The organism is Microbacterium sp. MM2322 (genome assembly GCF_964186585.1).
Lineage (GTDB): Bacteria > Actinomycetota > Actinomycetes > Actinomycetales > Microbacteriaceae > Microbacterium.
In genome coordinates this window covers 1830727-1847098 of sequence record NZ_OZ075067.1, presented here as the reverse complement: position 1 = coordinate 1847098, position 16372 = coordinate 1830727, and the positions used below count along the sequence as shown (strand labels likewise).

Annotated in this window: 19 protein-coding genes and 1 tRNA gene; 15 read left to right on the top strand and 5 right to left on the bottom strand. The window is 69.5% G+C overall.

What is annotated here, in order from left to right; translation table 11 throughout:
• The first annotated feature begins 4 nt into the window (after window positions 1-4).
• The gene (locus ABQ271_RS09095; protein WP_349308454.1) at window positions 5-853 is read left to right on the top strand and encodes an SGNH/GDSL hydrolase family protein; all 849 of its coding nucleotides are present in this window, start codon (window positions 5-7) and stop codon (window positions 851-853) included.
• Here the strand turns inward: ABQ271_RS09095 and ABQ271_RS09090 are convergent.
• A complete protein-coding gene (locus ABQ271_RS09090; RefSeq protein ID WP_349308453.1) occupies window positions 789-2051 on the bottom strand; it encodes an APC family permease in 1263 nt (420 codons plus the stop codon). The genes ABQ271_RS09095 and ABQ271_RS09090 overlap by 65 nt on opposite strands.
• A 62-nt stretch (window positions 2052-2113) precedes the next feature.
• Here ABQ271_RS09090 and ABQ271_RS09085 point away from each other — a divergent pair, with 62 nt between their 5' ends.
• From ABQ271_RS09085 to ABQ271_RS09045, 9 genes are all read left to right on the top strand, one after another.
• Window positions 2114-2470, top strand: a complete 357-nt coding sequence (locus tag ABQ271_RS09085; protein WP_349308452.1) for a GntR family transcriptional regulator — start codon at window positions 2114-2116, stop codon at window positions 2468-2470.
• Entirely contained in the window at window positions 2460-3467 is a 1008-nt protein-coding gene (locus ABQ271_RS09080; RefSeq protein WP_349308451.1) for a DUF1648 domain-containing protein, read from the top strand. The genes ABQ271_RS09085 and ABQ271_RS09080 overlap by 11 nt, the downstream gene beginning before the upstream one ends.
• Window positions 3468-3475: 8 nt before the next feature.
• The gene (locus ABQ271_RS09075) at window positions 3476-4156 is read left to right on the top strand and encodes an O-methyltransferase (protein ID WP_349308450.1); all 681 of its coding nucleotides are present in this window, start codon (window positions 3476-3478) and stop codon (window positions 4154-4156) included.
• A gap of 94 nt (window positions 4157-4250) precedes the next feature.
• Window positions 4251-5531, top strand: a complete 1281-nt coding sequence (eno, locus tag ABQ271_RS09070; RefSeq protein WP_349308449.1) for a phosphopyruvate hydratase — start codon at window positions 4251-4253, stop codon at window positions 5529-5531.
• Window positions 5532-5577: 46 nt separating this feature from the next.
• On the top strand, window positions 5578-6084 hold the full coding sequence (locus tag ABQ271_RS09065) for a septum formation initiator family protein (RefSeq protein ID WP_349308448.1): 507 nt from the start codon (window positions 5578-5580) through the stop codon (window positions 6082-6084).
• An 87-nt stretch (window positions 6085-6171) separates the two neighbouring features.
• Window positions 6172-6642 carry a DUF501 domain-containing protein gene (locus ABQ271_RS09060; protein ID WP_349310881.1) on the top strand — a complete coding sequence of 157 codons (471 nt, stop codon included), beginning with the start codon at window positions 6172-6174 and terminating at the stop codon, window positions 6640-6642.
• Window positions 6639-7922: a S8 family serine peptidase gene (locus tag ABQ271_RS09055; RefSeq protein ID WP_349308447.1), complete on the top strand. Its 1284-nt coding sequence runs from the start codon at window positions 6639-6641 to the stop codon at window positions 7920-7922. The genes ABQ271_RS09060 and ABQ271_RS09055 overlap by 4 nt, the downstream gene beginning before the upstream one ends.
• A 32-nt stretch (window positions 7923-7954) precedes the next feature.
• Complete coding sequence (locus tag ABQ271_RS09050; protein ID WP_349310880.1) at window positions 7955-9349, top strand: FAD-dependent oxidoreductase; 1395 nt, start codon at window positions 7955-7957, stop codon at window positions 9347-9349.
• 79 nt (window positions 9350-9428) lie between these two features.
• Window positions 9429-9504 (top strand) — tRNA-Leu (locus ABQ271_RS09045).
• 2 nt (window positions 9505-9506) lie between these two features.
• Here ABQ271_RS09045 and ABQ271_RS09040 read toward each other — a convergent pair.
• Window positions 9507-10319 carry a hypothetical protein gene (locus ABQ271_RS09040; RefSeq protein ID WP_349308446.1) on the bottom strand — a complete coding sequence of 271 codons (813 nt, stop codon included), beginning with the start codon at window positions 10317-10319 and terminating at the stop codon, window positions 9507-9509.
• A 112-nt stretch (window positions 10320-10431) separates the two neighbouring features.
• Between ABQ271_RS09040 and ABQ271_RS09035 the strand changes: the two genes are divergently transcribed.
• The 3 genes from ABQ271_RS09035 to ilvA are packed head-to-tail and all read left to right on the top strand — an operon-like array spanning window position 10432 to window position 13434.
• Window positions 10432-10998, top strand: coding sequence for a LemA family protein (locus tag ABQ271_RS09035; RefSeq protein ID WP_349308445.1), 567 nt, complete (start codon window positions 10432-10434; stop codon window positions 10996-10998).
• A 7-nt stretch (window positions 10999-11005) separates the two neighbouring features.
• Window positions 11006-12190 carry an AI-2E family transporter gene (locus ABQ271_RS09030; RefSeq protein ID WP_349308444.1) on the top strand — a complete coding sequence of 395 codons (1185 nt, stop codon included), beginning with the start codon at window positions 11006-11008 and terminating at the stop codon, window positions 12188-12190.
• Complete coding sequence (gene ilvA, locus ABQ271_RS09025) at window positions 12187-13434, top strand: threonine ammonia-lyase (RefSeq protein WP_349308443.1); 1248 nt, start codon at window positions 12187-12189, stop codon at window positions 13432-13434. The genes ABQ271_RS09030 and ilvA overlap by 4 nt, the downstream gene beginning before the upstream one ends.
• Before the next feature lie 24 nt (window positions 13435-13458).
• On the opposite strand, the gene greA is transcribed toward ilvA, so the two are convergent.
• Window positions 13459-13938 carry a transcription elongation factor GreA gene (gene greA / locus ABQ271_RS09020; protein ID WP_349308442.1) on the bottom strand — a complete coding sequence of 160 codons (480 nt, stop codon included), beginning with the start codon at window positions 13936-13938 and terminating at the stop codon, window positions 13459-13461.
• 71 nt (window positions 13939-14009) lie between these two features.
• Complete coding sequence (locus ABQ271_RS09015) at window positions 14010-14414, bottom strand: DUF4307 domain-containing protein (RefSeq protein WP_349308441.1); 405 nt, start codon at window positions 14412-14414, stop codon at window positions 14010-14012.
• 60 nt (window positions 14415-14474) lie between these two features.
• Here ABQ271_RS09015 and ABQ271_RS09010 point away from each other — a divergent pair, with 60 nt between their 5' ends.
• Window positions 14475-14756, top strand: a complete 282-nt coding sequence (locus ABQ271_RS09010) for a hypothetical protein (protein WP_349308440.1) — start codon at window positions 14475-14477, stop codon at window positions 14754-14756.
• Here ABQ271_RS09010 and ABQ271_RS09005 read toward each other — a convergent pair.
• Window positions 14728-15432, bottom strand: a complete 705-nt coding sequence (locus ABQ271_RS09005; RefSeq protein WP_349310879.1) for a hemolysin III family protein — start codon at window positions 15430-15432, stop codon at window positions 14728-14730. The two genes, ABQ271_RS09010 and ABQ271_RS09005, sit on opposite strands and share 29 nt — an antisense overlap.
• Window positions 15433-15551: 119 nt before the next feature.
• Here ABQ271_RS09005 and ABQ271_RS09000 point away from each other — a divergent pair, with 119 nt between their 5' ends.
• Complete coding sequence (locus ABQ271_RS09000; protein WP_349308439.1) at window positions 15552-16337, top strand: isoprenyl transferase; 786 nt, start codon at window positions 15552-15554, stop codon at window positions 16335-16337.
• Window positions 16338-16372: the final 35 nt, after the last annotated feature.

The window sequence follows — 16372 nt, the reverse complement described above, 5'->3', positions numbered from 1 at the left end:
GCCGGTGGCACGTGCGACGAGGGTTCCCGCCAGACTCACCCTGCTGGCCTCCGTCGGAGGATTCACCGGGGCGCTCGTCGTCGGTGCGCGCATCGGCTTGGCGCGGCAGGCGGCCCTCGCGAGGCGACGGATCGGCAAGCCGCTCGGCGATGCTCCGCCCGAAGCGGATCGCGTGTGGCGTCCGGGACTCGGCGGAGAAGCGGTCGACCTGCTGCTGCTCGGAGACTCCATCGCCGCCGGGCTGGGTGCGCAGCACCGGAAGGAGACGCTGGGTGGGCGCCTCGCGAAAGGACTCGCCGGCGAGATCGGCCGGCCGGTGCGGCTTCGGACCGCCGCCGTCGTGGGGGCGGAATCGGCCGACCTCGCCGGACAGATCGCCGCCCTCCCGAAGGACTACCGGGCCGATGTCGCCGTGATCGTCGTGGGCGGCAATGACGTGACGCACCGGGTGCCGGTGCCGGTGGCGACGGGTCACCTCGCCGATGCCGTGCGGCGCCTGCGTGACGGGGGCGCCGCGGTCGTCGTCGGCACCTGCCCTGACCTCGGAGCGCTGCGGGCGGTCCCGCAGCCGCTCCGGAGCATCGGCTCCCGCGCCTCGCAGCAACTGGCGCACGCGCAGGCCGAGCGCGCGCGTGCCGAGGGAGCGGGGGTCGTCTCGCTTCGTCGGGCGGTGGGACCGTTCTTCCGGATCGACCCCGACGGCATGTTCAGCCTCGACCGCTTCCATCCCAGCGCCCTCGGGTACCGGCGGACGGCCGAGGCACTGCTCCCCGTCGTGCGGGACGCGCTCAGACTGCCCGACGACGACCCTGACGTCGAAGGCGCAGCATCCGATATCCCCAGCCCGCTGTGAGCACCCCGATCCCCACCGGAACCGACGGCCAGGGGAGGGTGGCGACGAGAGCGACGCATCCCACTGCGCCCACGACCTGCAGGGCGCGCGGATAGCGCCGCGCTCCGCCGCCCTGACGCAAGGCCGCGATGTTCGCCACGAGGTAGTAGAGCAGGACCCCGAACGACGAGAAGCCGATCGCACCTCGGATGTCGCCGAGGGCGACGATCCCGACGACCACCACGATGACGGCGATCTCGGCGTTCCGCGGCACCTGCCATCGCGGATCGACCGACCCCAGGAACGCGGGCAGGTCGCCCTCCCGAGCCATCGCGAACGTCGTACGACCGACTCCGGCGATGAGAGCGAGCAGGGCGCCGAGGGATGCCGCTGCGGCCCCGATCCGGACGACCGGGGCGCCGGCATCCCACCCTGCGGCGAGCACGACGTCGACGAGGGGAGCGGGGGAGGACGCGAGACCGTCGGGACCGAGGGTCCGGAGTGCGACGACGCCGATGACGGCGTAGACGATGAGCGCTCCGGTGAAGGCGAGGACGATCGCGCGGGGGATGGTGCGCGCGGGGTCGCGCACCTCCTCTCCGAGCGTCGCGATGCGGGCATAGCCCGCGAAGGCGAAGAACAGCAGGCCTGCCGCTTGGAGGATGCCGACAGGCCCCGCGCCGAGAACGCCGTCGCTCCACGCCGTCGTCCCGGCGCGGGGGCCGGCGAATCCCACGACCGCGACGACGGCGAGCACCACGAGGACGATGGCGATGAGCACGCGGGCGAGCTGAGCCGTGCGGGTGATGCCGAAAAGGTTGACGGCGCCGAGGGCGAGGGCTGCCGCGGCGGCGAATGGGCGCTCCCACCCGGCGGGAGCGACGTAGGCGGCGAAGGTGAGAGCCATCGCCGCGCAGCTCGCCGTCTTTCCGATCACGAAGCCCCATCCCGCGAGGAATCCCCACCACGGGCCGAGCTCGGCGCGGCCGTAGGCGTATACACCGCCGGATGTCGGATGAACCGCGGCGAGCTGCGCGGTCGAGGTGGCGTTCCCGAATGCCACGACGGCGGCGATCGCGAGGCCGACGAGGAGGCCCGCACCGGCTGCCTGCGCAGCGGGGGCGAAAGCCGCGAAGGCGCCGGCGCCGATCATCGCGCCGAGACCGATCACGACGGCGTCGCCGAGGCCGAGTCGGCGGGCGAGGGCGGGGGAGGACACGGCGAGATCGTACCCAACTCGTCGAAACACCTAGATAGTTATAGTTGCGCTATAATTAGTGCATGTTAATCCGCGTCGACCCTCAGAGCACGGTGCCCCTGTTCGCGCAGATCGCCGACGCGCTGCGTACCGAGATCACCGGCGGTCGTATTGCGGCCGGCGAGCGGATTCCGTCGGCGCGAGAAGTCGCCGACGCGCTCCAGGTGAACCTCCACACCGTGCTCCACGCCTACCAGGACCTCCGCGATGAGGGCTTGATCGATCTCCGTCGCGGTCGTGGCGCGGTCGTCACCCCGACCGGTGCCGCTCTCGCCGGCCTGCAGGCGGAGATCACGGCCCTCGTCGACAAAGCACGATCCCTGGGCGTCTCGCCCGACACCCTGTCCGCTCTCGTCAAGGAGGCCGCTCGTGATCACTGACACCCCCACCCTCGTCCGTCGCCGGTTCACCCTCGTCGCGTTGGTGCTCCCGGCGATCGTGTCGCTCGTGTCCTTGATCGTGCAGGGAATCCTCCTGCCGCAGCTCCCCGAGACCATCGCGACCCACTGGGCGTGGAACGGAACGCCCGACGGTGTCGGCCCCGCGTGGACGATGCTGCTCACGACTCTCCTCATCGGCCTCGGCATCCCGGCAGCGATCTTCGCGATGGGCCGCAGCGGCCTCCGCCGCGGTGATTACGGTGCGGGGTACCGATCGCTCGGAGCCGTCGCACTCTCGGTCGCCGTCCTCATCGGCGGGCTCGGCGTGGCGACCCTCGGCATCCAGCTCGGCCGGACGGACGCCGCGGCCACCCTGCCCCCGCTCCTTCTGCCGGGCGTGCTCCTCCCCGCGCTCGCCGCCGGCATCGTGGGGTGGATGCTGCAGCCGCACGTGCCGTGGCAGCCCACCGCGTCGAGCAGCTCCGCCGACGTCCCCGTGCGACCGGGGGAGCGCGTCGTCTGGCTTCAGGGCGTCTCCCTCGCTCGCGGCGGCATCGTCGTCCTGTCGATCGCCCTGATGATGGGCGTGGCCGTCGGCGTTCCCGTCGTCCTCCTCGCCGACCCGGCAGCCTCGTGGGTCTCGCTCGGCGTCGTTGTCCTGCTGGTGATGATCCTCGTGACGACTGTCCGCTTCCACATCCGGGTCGACCCCGACGGGCTGACCGCCGTGTCGGCCGTGGGGTGGCCGCGCATCCACGTCCCCATCGCGGACGTCGCCGCCGCAGAGGTCGTGGAGGTTTCGCCGATGGGGGAGTTCGGGGGATGGGGCATCCGCTGGTCCTCGCAGGGAAAAGGGCTCGTGCTCCGGACCGGCGAAGGCGTGCGCGTCCAACGTCGCGACGGGCGCACGCTCACCGTGACGGTCGACGACGCGGCCACGGCCGCGGGACTCCTGAACGCCTACGCGGCGTTGACGCCCGGACCTCAGCGCGATTGAGTGGCCGCATGGCTCACCCTGCTCCGCACGACCCGACCGCCGACCGGTGGGGCGAGGTCGACGCGTACCTGACGAGCACCCTCGTCACCCACGACGACGCCCTCACCGCGTCGATCGACTCGCTCACGGAGGAGGGGATGCCGGAGATCGAGGTGTCCCCGCTGACCGGCAAGCTCCTGCACCTGCTGGCGCGGCTCGCCGGTGCGCACCGTGTTCTGGAGATCGGCACGCTCGCTGCGTACTCGACCATCTGGCTCGCCCGCGGCCTTCCCGACGGCGGTCGCGTCGTGACGATCGAGGCCGAGCCCCGCAACGCCGCCGTCGCGCGTCGGAACCTCGAGCGCGCCGGCGTCGCCGATCGGGTCGAGGTGCGCGAGGGGCGCGGTGAGGACGTGCTCCCGACCCTGTCGGGCACGGAGCCCTTCGACCTCGTCTTCATCGACGCCGACAAGGAGTCGAACACCCTTTACCTCGACTGGGCGGCCCGCCTCGGCAGGCCCGGCACCGTCGTCGTCGTCGACAACATCGTCCGCTCGGGCCACGTCGTGGAGACGGATGCCGGAGCCCAGATCGACGGTGTCCGCGCGGGGCTCGAGATGCTCCGGATCGACCCTCGGTTCGACGCGACGGCGCTGCAGACTCTCGACCGCAAGGGCTGGGACGGCATCGCGATCGCGCTCCTCGTGTGACAGCCGGTCCTGTGCGGCATCCCTCGCCTCACTAGACTCGACCACGGACCGACGACGCTCCCGTTCCATCCTCCACAAGCAAGGAGAAACCCCCGTGGCATTGATCGATGCAGTAGGCGCACGCGAGATCCTGGATTCGCGCGGCAACCCGACCGTCGAGGTGGAGGTCCTGCTCGACGACGGGATCGTCCAGCGCGCAGCCGTTCCCTCCGGCGCATCCACCGGCGCCTTCGAGGCGTACGAGCTCCGCGACGGCGACAAGAGCCGCTACGGCGGCAAGGGCGTGCTCAAGGCCGTCAACGCCGTCATCGACGAGCTGGGACCTGCGATCGAGGGCATCGACGCCAGCGAGCAGCGCGTCATCGACGAGATCCTCATCGCGACCGACGGCACCGAGAACAAGTCGCGCACCGGCGCGAACGCCATCCTCGGCGTCTCGCTCGCCGTTTCGAAGGCCGCCGCTGACAGCGCGGACCTGCCGCTCTACCGTTACCTCGGCGGCCCGAACGCACGCGTTCTGCCCGTGCCGCTGTTCAACGTCATCAACGGTGGCTCGCACGCCGACAACGGCATCGACATGCAGGAGTTCTTCCTCGCGCCCATCGGCGCCGAGTCGTTCTCCGAGTCGCTTCGCTGGGGCGCTGAGGTCTACCAGGTCCTGAAGAAGGAACTGCAGGCCGCCGGTTACGCCACGGGCCTGGGCGATGAGGGCGGCTTCGCCCCCGACCTCCCCAGCAACCGCGAGGGCCTCGACTTCCTGGTCAAGGCGATCGAGAAGGCCGGCTTCACCCCGGGTTCCGAGATCGCTCTCGGTCTCGACGTGGCCGCCACCGAGTTCTTCAGCGACGGTGTCTACCGCCTCGAGAACAAGGACTGGTCGGCAGACCAGCTCATCGACTACTACGCCGACCTGGTCGACTCGTTCCCGATCGTCACGATCGAGGACGCACTGGCCGAGGACGACTGGGACAACTGGACCGCCCTCACCGAGCGCCTCGGCAAGAAGGTGCAGCTCGTCGGCGACGACCTGTTCGTCACCAACCCGCAGCGCCTCTCCGACGGCATCAAGCGGGGCGCGGCCAACTCGCTCCTCGTCAAGGTGAACCAGATCGGCACGCTCAGCGAGACGCTCGACGCGATCGACGTCGCCCACCGCGCCGGCTACACCACGATGCTCTCGCACCGTTCGGGCGAGACCGAAGACACCACGATCGCCGACCTCGCGGTCGCGGTGAACTCGGGTCAGATCAAGTCGGGCGCGCCCGCTCGGAGCGAGCGCGTCGCGAAGTACAATCAGCTTCTGCGCATCGAGGAAGACCTCGGCGAAGCCGCGGAGTTCATCGGCGCCGCTGCCTTCCCGCGGTTCAGCGCCTGACACAGCGAGAACGCGTCAGCACAGCGATCTAACGAGAGGGGGAGCCATGGACAGACCATCGGCTCCCCCTTCTCGCGTCTCCCGGACGTCGGACCGCACCGCGCCCGCCTCCCGGCCCGATCGCCGCGTCGACGTCCGCGACTGGGTCGGCGGCATCCGGATGTCGGGGTTCATGGCGATCATGCTGGGACTCGTCATCCTGGCGGCGTTGGTCCTCGTGCCGACGATCGGCACCTACGTCGATCAGCGACAGCAGATCGCCGCGTTGAAGCATGACGTGAAGGCGACCGAGGACGAGATCACCGAGCTCACGACGGAGCGGGAGCGCTGGCGCGATGAGGCGTACATCGTCGCGCAGGCCCGTGAGCGGCTCTACTACCGGCGACCGGGCGAGGTCGTCTACCTCGTCGCCGATGACCTTCCCGCCGATGCCATCGAGCCGCGGCAGCGTCCGGTCAGCGGCAGCGTCCAGGAGACGCAGCGCGATTGGATGACGCAGTTCCTCCGTTCGGTGACCGAGGCCGGTCTCGCCAAGACCGTCGCACCGGGCTGACGCCCAGCCCTCGTCGCCGCCGCCGGGTACCCTTGAGCGGTGCCCCATCCGACACTCTCGCCCGCGTCAGCCGCAGATCACGACACCATGCGCGAGCAGCTCGGCCGTCCCATGCGCGGCGTCGTCGGCATCGCCGCCCGCTGCGTGTGCGGCAACCCGACGGTCGTGGCCACCGAGCCCCGCCTCCCCGACGGCACGCCGTTCCCGACGTTCTACTACCTGACTCACCCCGGTGCGACCGCCGCGATGTCGGCACTCGAGGCCACCCAGGTCATGCGTGAGCTCAACGACGAGCTGGCTGCCGATGAGGAGCTGGCCGGCTCGTACGCGGCGGCTCACGCGGCCTACCTCGCCGACCGTGATGTGCACGGATCGGTTCCCGAGATCGCGGGTGTCTCGGCCGGTGGCATGCCCACCCGCGTGAAGTGCCTCCATGCCCTCGCCGCGCACTCGTTGGCGGCCGGTCCGGGGGTCAACCCGATCGGTGACCTCGCCCTTGCGCGCGGATCCTGGTCGCCGCAGCGATGCACGTGCGCGACGCCGAGGACGACCGGATGAGGGCTGTCCGCGTCGCTCTCGCGGCGACGATCGTCGCCCTCACCGCCGTCCTCACCGCCGCCGCGCCGTCGCCGAGCCCGTCTCCGCCGCCGGTCGACCCGGTGCGGAACATGGAGTACTGGCTGAAGGAGTACGGCATCGCGGATGCCTGGAAGACGACCAAGGGTGCGGGCACGACCATCGCGGTCATCGACACCGGTGTCGGACGCGGTCCGAAGGAGCTCGACGGGGCCGTCGTCGGCGGCGCCGACTTCTCCGGTGTGGGAAAGGCCGACGGGCGGACGCCCGTCGGTGACGACGACCGGAACCACGGCAGCTGGGTGGCCTCGCTGGCCGCCGGTCGGGGCACCGCCGCCGACAAGGGGATGATCGGCGTCGCGCCCGAAGCCGACCTGCTCTCGCTCTCGATCGGTTTCGGCTCCAACGCGAGCGTGCCCTTCGTCGATCAGGTTGCTGAGGCGATCCGCTGGGCCGTCGACCACGGTGCCGACGTCATCAACCTGTCGTTCACGACCAACACCCTCGACTGGGATCGATCGTGGGATGACGCCTTCCTCTACGCCTTCGACCACGACGTGGTCGTGGTGGTCGCCGCGGGCAACCGCGAGAGCGGCACCGAGGAAGTCGGCGCTCCCGCGACGATTCCCGGCGTCCTCACCGTCGGCGGTGTCGACCGGGAAGGTCGGGCGAGCAGCACGGCCTCCACTCAGGGCATCACGATCGGCATCTCCGCGCCGAGTGAGCAGCTTCTGGGCGTGTCGGCGAACGGCGACCTCGTCATCTGGGACGGCACCAGTGGAGCCGCACCCATCGTGGCGGGCGTCGCCGCACTCGTCCGCTCGGCGCATCCCGAATTGGATGCCGGGAACGTGATCAACCGGCTGGTCAAGACCGCGACGCCGTCGGACCGCGCGAAGACCGTCCCCAGTGCGCTCTACGGATACGGCCTCATCAACGCCGCGCGAGCCGTGACAGCGTCAGTACCTCCGGTCTCGAGCAACCCGGCCGACGACCTCCGCGAGTGGATCCGGCTGTACCGTCGCGCCGAGTCCTCCCCGGCCCCCAGCCCCACGCCTACGCCGTTCACCGTGGCGCCGCTTCCCGATGCCGAGCCTCCGACAGGTGCCGTCTCGCCCTTGCTGCCGAGCAGCGACTCGCTGCGCTACGGCACGGTGCCGCTGGTCGTCCTCAGCCTGGGGACTATACTGGTCGTGCTCGGGGTCACCGCTGCTGCCCGGCGCATCCGATCGGCGCGCACCCCGCGACCGCCGAGCCGTTGAATCAAGGAGCTCTTCCGACTGTGACTACCACTGTGCCCAAGATCCTCGTCGTCGGAGGCGGCTACGCAGGTTTCTACACCGCGTGGAAGCTCGAGAAGCACCTGCGCAAGGGTGAGGCCGAGGTCACGATCGTCGACCCGCTGCCCTACATGACGTACCAGCCGTTCCTTCCCGAGGTCGCGGCCGGCGAGATCGAGGCCCGCCACGTCGTGGTCGGCCTCCGTCGTCACCTGAAGCGCACCCGCGTCGTGATCGCGAAGATCACGGGAATCGACCACGCCACCAAGACCGCCACGGTGACGCCCGAGGTCGGCGAGCCCTGGCAGGAGCAGTACGACCAGATCGTCGTCACCGCCGGCGCCGTCTCGCGCACGTTCCCGATCCCCGGCATCGCCGAGAACGCGATCGGGCTGAAGACGATCGAGGAGGCCGTCGCCATCCGCGACCGCATCCTCACGAACTTCGACCGCGCCGCCAGTCTGCCGCCCGGACCCGAGCGCGAGCGTCTGCTGACCGTCGTGGTCGTCGGTGGCGGATTCGCCGGCATCGAGGTGTTCGCAGAAACGCGCGCCTTCGCCAGCGCGCTGCTGAAGAACTACCCGAACCTCTCGTTCGAGGAGACCCACTTCCACCTCATCGAGGCGATGGGGCGCATCATGCCCGAGGTGTCCCTGAAGACGAGCGAGTGGGTCCTGAAGGACCTCGCCAAGCGCGGTGCCAACGTGCACCTCGACACCCAGGTCAAGGGTGCGGTCGACAGCAACGTCGAGCTCTCCACGGGCGTGGTCATCCCGACCGACCTGATCATCTGGACCGCGGGTGTCATGGCGAACCCGACCGTCGTCCGCGGCGGCGACCTCCCCGTCGAGGAGCGCGGGCGCATTCAGACCCGCGCCGATCTGCGCGTGGGAACTCCTGAAGAGTTCGTCGAAGGCGCCTGGGCGGCCGGAGACGTCGCCGCTGTTCCCGATCTGACGGGTGGCGGTGTCGGCGGGTTCTGCGTCCCCAACGCTCAGCACGCCGTCCGCCAGGGCAAGCTGCTCGCCAAGAACGTCGTGGCGGTGCTGCGCGGTGAGGAGCCCAAGGAGTACTTCCACAAGAACCTCGGCGCCGTCGCGGGCCTCGGTCTCTACAACGGTGTGTTCCAGTCCGGCAAGATCGCCCCCAAGGGCTTCGTCGCGTGGATCGCGCACCGCGGGTACCACGGTCTCGCGATGCCGACGTTCGAGCGCAAGTTCCGCGTCGTGGGCGACTGGTGGCAGAACTTCTGGCTCGGGCGCGACAACGTCTCGACCGAAACGCTGCAGAACCCGCGGCGCGTCTTCGAGGAGTTCGCCGCGCGCCCGCGTCCGGCCGCTCCCGAGACGCCGCCGATCGATCCCAAGTCCGTCGCCGCGGAGAAGACCGGTAAGGTCGCCGCGAGCTGATCGTCGTGTCGAACGACCCCCGTACGGCGTGAGCCGGCCGGGGGTCGTTTCGCGTTCCTGCCGGGATACCCTGGCACGGGCCCCCATAGCCCAATGGCAGAGGCAGGCGACTTAAAATCGCTTCAGTCTGGGTTCGAGTCCCAGTGGGGGCACCACCTCAGCCCGCGATGATGCTCGGTGGGTCGGACTCGCGCCACCGCTCCACCGTCTGGGTCGTCCAGAACACGGCGAACGCCGCCAGAGCGACCGACTCGCCGATCAAGACGCCGACGGTGTCGGGATCCGCAACAGCCGAGACGACCGCGACGGTGAGCGCCGTCACGATCAGGATCGCGACCGTGAGATAGATGACGCGATAGCGCCGGGGCGGGCGTTCGGCGCGACGGAAGACGGTCACGAGCGGTATCGCGGCGAACATCGCGAAGAAGCAGACCGTCGCCACAAGGTGCAGATTGACGCCTCCGGCGAAGGGGAAGTCCTCGGACAGGCCGGGTGCGTAGGCGAGGCAGCCGAGCGTGAGCGCAACAGCGCCCGCCAGACTCCCGACGATCATGACCCGCTTCCACGCGATCTCGCCCCTGACCGCAAGGAGGATGCCGAGCAGGACGAGCGCGAACACCATTGCGATGTAGACGCCGACCCCGTTGCGGACGGTGGGGAGGACGTCCGTGGGGACGGCCGGTGTGCCCCGGAATCCGGTCGGGACGATGGCGATGAGCGGAGCGAACACGGCGGCGACATCGAGCATGATCGACTCCGCGTCGCGTCCCGACAGAGCGAGCAGGGCGACCGCCGCCGCGGTGAGGCCACCGACGAAGACGCCGCGAGCGGGGGAGTAGAAGTAATCGCTGATGGACGGCAAGAGCGCCCAGCCGGCGCCTGCCATCTCGATGAGGACGGATGCCGCCACGGCCACCACGATGGCGACGAGGGCGAGGCGCAGGGAACGATGCGTGCGCAGACCCGTCACAGATCCGACCCTACAAGCCGGTCGCCGTGTGCAACGCCTGGGAACAGGCGCGCAGTGTCCGCACGCGCGCCGTTCACGTCGTTAGGATGAGGAGGCTATCGATCGGAGACTCATGGAATACCTCATCCCGGTCCTCGTGGTCGTCGCCCTCATCGTCATCGTCGGCGTCTACCTCTGGGCCACTTACAACTCCCTTGTCGCCCTGGCTGTGAGGGTGGATGAGGCGTGGAGCGACATCACGGTGCAACTCAAGCGCCGTGCCGATCTGCTGCCGAACCTCATCGAGACCGTCAAGGGATACGCCGCCCACGAGAAGGCGGTCTTCGAGAACGTCACGCACGCCCGGGCCGAGACGCTCACCGCGACCACCCCCGCCGATGCAGGCGTGGCCGAAGGGCATATGCAGCAAGCGCTGAAGTCGCTGTTCGCCGTTGCTGAGGCCTACCCCCAGCTGCAGGCGAGTCAGAACTTCCTCCAGCTGCAGCAGGCGGTCGTCGACACCGAGGACAAGATCCAGGCTTCGCGCCGGTTCTACAACGGCGGCGTGCGCGAGCTGAACACGAAGATCAAGGTGTTCCCGAACAACCTCTTCGCCCGTCGTCTCGGTTTCGGCGAGCGGGAGTTCTTCGAGGTCGTGGACGGCGCGGCGATCGCCGAGCCCCCGCGGATCCAGTTCTGATGGGCCAGTGAGCTCCGCCGACGACAAGCCCCGGAACGGCTTCTTCGACTCCCTTCGCGCCCGCACAGTCTCGACCGACGTGTCGGGCACGGTTCCTCGCGGACTGAAGGTCGCGACCGCCTACGCCTGGCGCTTCCTCGTGCTCGCAGCGGCCATCGCGGTGATCATCTGGATCGTCATCCAACTGCGGCTGCTCATCATCCCGCTGTTGGCGGCGATCCTGATCACCGCCCTTGTGTGGCCGGTGTTCACCCTGCTGCTGCGGCGGCTGCCTCGCTGGTTGTCGCTGATCCTCACGCTGCTGCTGACGGTCGCGGTGATCAGCGGCCTCCTCTGGGTGGCCATTTGGCAGATCACCCGTGACGCGGCATCCGTCCGCGACCGGACGGTCGCGGGAATCGGGGAGTTCCGCGACTACCTCATCCAGGGGCCCCTGCACCTCACGGGTCGCGAGATCGACGACGCCGTCCGCCAGGCGTTCGGACTGATCCAGGAGCAGGCGCAGCTCCTCTGGTCGGGGGCGATGGCGATCGGGTCGACGCTCGGACATGTGGCCACCGGCATCCTGCTAACGCTGTTCATCCTGATCTGCGTCCTCGCGGACGGCGGCGGGATCTGGCGCTGGGTCGTCCGACTGTTCCCGACGCGCGCGCGTGCCGCGGTCGACGGTGCCGGGCGTGCGGGATGGCGGACCGTCATCACGTACGCCCGGACCCAGCTCCTGGTCGCCACGATCGATGCGGTCGGGATCGGCGTGGGCGCAGCGCTGCTCGGCGTCCCTCTCGCGGCGCCCATCGGCGTGCTCGTCTTCCTGGGCGCGTTCATCCCGTTCGTGGGTGCGGTCCTCACGGGGGCTCTCGCCGTCTTCCTCGCGCTCGTCTACAACGGGCCGTGGATCGCCCTGTGGATGCTCGTCATCGTTCTCGGCGTCCAGCAGATCGAGGGGCACATCCTGCAGCCCTTGCTCATGGGCGCCGCCGTGAAGGTCCACCCGCTCGCTGTCGTCCTCGCCGTCGCGGGCGGCGCCATGATCGCCGGCATCGCCGGAGCCGTGTTCGCGGTGCCGATGGCCGCGTTCGTCAACGTCGTCTGGCTCTATCTCTCCCGCCGAGGGTGGGAACGCCCGGTGAATCCCGGGCCCGACGATCTGATCTGGAGCACCGTGCCACGAAGCAGGAGGATGACCGCGTGAGCGAACAGGCGAAGCTCGCCGCCCCGACCCTGGCGGATTTCGAGGCCGCAGCGATCGAGCTCGCGGGAGTGGTGTCGCGGACTCCCGTGGAGGATTCCGACTTCCTCTCCGGCGTCCTCGGCGCCCCCGTGCACCTGAAACTCGAGAATCTGCAGCGCACGGGATCGTTCAAGATCCGCGGCGCCACCTACCGGCTGTCCCGCCTCACTGCCGACGAGCGTGCCCGCGGCGTCGTCGCCGCGTCGGCGGGCAACCACGCGCAGGGAGTCGCCCTCGGCGCCCAGACACTCGGCATCGCGGCGACCATCTTCATGCCGCTCGGTGTGCCGGTCCCGAAGCTCCTCGCCACCCGCGGCTACGGCGCCGACGTGATCCTCGAGGGTGCGACTTTCGAGACGCCGCTCCGACTGGCGCAGGAGTTCGCCGAGCGGACGGGTGCCGTGTTCATCCCGCCGTACGACAACCACGACATCATCATCGGGCAGGGGACGCTGGGCCTCGAGCTCATGGACGAGATCCCGGGACTCGAGACGGTTGTCGTCGGTATCGGCGGGGGAGGCCTGGCGGCCGGTGTCGCTGCGGCCGTCAAGGCCCGCGCCGCGGCCGAGGGCCGCACCGTTCGCGTCATCGGCGTGCAAGCCGAGAACTCGGCCGGTTATCCCGGTTCGCTCATTGCAGGTCGTCCCCTCGACGCGGAGCACACCTCACCCACGATCGCCGACGGCATCGCCGTCAAGCGGCCCGGGACGATCCCGTTCGACATCATCCGCGACCTCGTGGACGAGGTGGTGACCGTCAGCGACGACGACATCGCGCGCGCCATTCTCGTGCTCATCGAACGCGCCAAGCAGGTCGTCGAGCCGGCGGGTGCTGTCGGCGTCGCCGCGATCCTCACCGGGAAGATCTCCGCGTCGGGTCCGACGGCGGCGATCCTGTCGGGCGGCAACATCGACCCGCTGCTGCTGCAGCGTGTCGTCGCGCACGGGCTCGCGGCATCCGGCCGGTACATGACCCTGCAGATCCCACTGCCAGACCGACCCGGCCAGCTGGCACGCGTCTCGGAGTTGCTCTCGGTCGTGGGTGCGAACGTCATCGAGGTCCTGCACACCCGGCACGGCCAGGGCCTGCAGATCAGCGAGGTGATCCTGCAGCTCAGCGTCGAAACGCGCGGCGAGGAGCACCGCGCTCAGGTGCTGGCGATCCTGCAGGACGCCGGATACGCGCCGACCGTCGTCCCCAACTGAGCCGGTGACAGACCCGCGCGCGGGTCACTGACCCGTGTAGGTCTCGACCTTCACGATCTCGACGGCGATCTCGCGCCCGTTGGGGGCGGTGTAGCTCGTCTTCGCACCCTCGCGGAGGCCGAGGATGGCCTCGCCGAGGGGGGATGCCTCGCTGTAGACGTCGAGCTCGCTGTTGGCGCCGATTTCGCGGTTGCCGAGGAGGAAGACTTCTTCGCCGCCGGCGACGACGGCGGTGACGACGGTGCCGGAGAGCACCGTGCCGTCCGACTCGGGGGCGACGCCCACCTTGGCGTCCTTCAGCAGCTGCTGCAGGGTCCTGATGCGGGCTTCCTGCTTGCCCTGCTCGTCCTTCGCCGCGTGGTAGCCGCCGTTCTCCTTGAGATCGCCCTCTTCGCGGGCCGACTCGATGCGCTTCGCGATCTCCTCGCGACCCGTCGTCGAGAGGTGCTCGAGTTCGGCGGCGAGGCGGTCGTAGGCCTCCTGGGTCAGGAACGTATCGGACACGTGATCTCCTGGTGCGGTCGAGGGGTAAGCCAAACGCCCCGGCAAGTCACCGGGGCGCGAGAACCTTCAGCTTAGAGGATCCAGCAGGAGCGGACAAAACCCGTCGTGGCCTCGGCGATCGTCGGAATGCGTTCCGTGACAGACCGGGTGTGGTCGTCGGATGCCGTCAACTCGACGACCTTGAACCCCACGATCCCGTGCTCCGGGTCCTGCGCCTCGAGCGAGCACGCCACCCGGGTGTCGGGGCGGATCGACACCTGGATCCGGACCTCGACGGTGTGCTCGTCGATGAGGGTGAAGCCGGTGGTGTCGGCATCCACCGTGTTGATGGCATTGGAGACGGTCGACCAGCCGAGCAGTCCCGTCGCCGCGACAGCGATGACACCGACGATCACCCACGACCACCGGCGGGACCTCGCCGACCGGGTGCGCCCGTACCGCTCGGCGAGCTTGCGGTCGACGTCGGTCAGGGTCATGCGGCATCCGTTCTAGGCTGGAATCCCAGGCTATTCGCTCTGGCTGAGGAATGAGGTCACATGCCGGATCTGCGATGGCTCGCAGCCACCCCGTCTCCCACGCCCACCGGGCCTCCGGCCGAGTCGGTGACGCCCGGTGTCGCCGGCTTCATCGCGATCGCGATCGTTGCGATCGTGATCGTCCTCCTCGCCATCGATATGCTCCGCCGCATCCGCCGGGCGCAGTATCGCTCCGACGTGAACGAGATGCTCGACGCCGAAGAGGCTGCCGCCGCGCGCGATGACGACATCGCCGCCGACGGACCCGACGACGTCAGCCCGGAAGGCCCAGCGAAGGGCTGAGCGGCGACACCGAGATCAGCATGCACGCGGTCCAGTGGCAGAGGAACGCCAGGACCGTGCAGACGTGGAAGATCTCGTGGAACCCGAAGTGCCCGGGCCACGGATTGGGACGCTTCAGCGCGTAGACGATCGCCCCACCGGTGTAGAGCAGCCCGCCGACCACGACGAGCACCATCATCGTGACGCTGGCGCGGAGGAGATCGCCGAGGTACATGACGGCAGCCCAGCCGAGCAGGAGGTACAGGGCGACGTACAGCCAGCGCGGCGCGTTGATCCAGAACACTCGGAAGAGGATGCCGACGAACGCGCCCGACCAGACCAGGACGAGAAGCAGTGCTCCTTGCGACGGCGCGAGGGCGAGGGTGGCGATCGGCGTGTACGTACCGGCGATCAGCAGCAGGATGTTGGCGTGGTCGATGCGCTTCAGGATCGACTTCGTCCGGGGACCCCAGTCGAAGCGGTGGTACACCGCCGAGTTCCCGAACAACAGGAGCGACGTCACCATGAACACGGCGGCCGCCCACTTGGCGGGCGTGCCCTCGGCGAGCACGATGAGCGCGATGCCGGCGACGATGGCGACGGGGAACGTGCCGGCGTGGATCCATCCGCGCCAGGTCGGTCTGACCTCGACCTGGCTGTCGACGGCTGCCGCCTCGAGGAGGGGCAGCTGAGGCATATCGGCTCCGTCATCGGGATGCTGTCGGGTCACGCCACGAGCCTACGCGCGCGCTCATACCGAGGGCTGAATGCGCGCCCCATCCCACTCTCCGCGCGCTGCCGGAGTAGCGTATCCCTGTGACCCGCGCCCCCTCGACTCAAGGACGCGGTCTGCTGTACCGGTTGTACAGCTCTCGCCTGCGGCGTGAGATCGAGGCGCGGACGGTCCCGCACCACGTCGCGATGATGATCGACGGCAATCGGCGGTGGGCACGTCAGCTCGGCTACACCACCGTCTCGCACGGCCACCGCGCCGGCGCCGCGAAGATGCACGAGTTCCTCCGCTGGTGCGACGAGCTCGGCATCCAGGTCGTCTCGCTGTACCTCCTGTCCACGGACAACCTCGTGAAGCGGGACTCGCAGGAGCTGACCGACCTGATCGAGATCATCGCCGACCTCGCCGACACCCTCTCGCAGGAACCGGGTTGGCGGGTCAAGCACGTCGGCCGCGCCGACGTCCTGCCCCCCGACCTGGCGAGCGGGCTCAGGACGGCGGAGGAGCGGACGCGGGAGAACACCGGTCTGCACGTGAACCTGGCGGTCGCATATGGCGGCCGAGGCGAGATCGTCGACGCGGTTCGGAGCATCATCGCGAAGCACGACGACAAAGGCGGCTCTCTCGAGGAGCTCGCCGAGAGCCTCACACCCGAGCAGATCGGCGAGCACCTGTACACGGGCGGGCAGCCCGACCCCGACCTCGTGATCCGTACCTCCGGAGAGCAGCGCCTCAGCGACTTCCTGCTGTGGCAGTCGGCGCACAGCGAGTTCTACTTCGTCGAGGCACTCGGGCCCGACCTCCGCGAGGTGGACTTCCTCCGCGCGATCCGCGACTTCGGCGACCGCGACCGGCGTTTCGGCAGCTGACGCCGACGCAGGCGGATGCCGCGGCCCCAGCGACA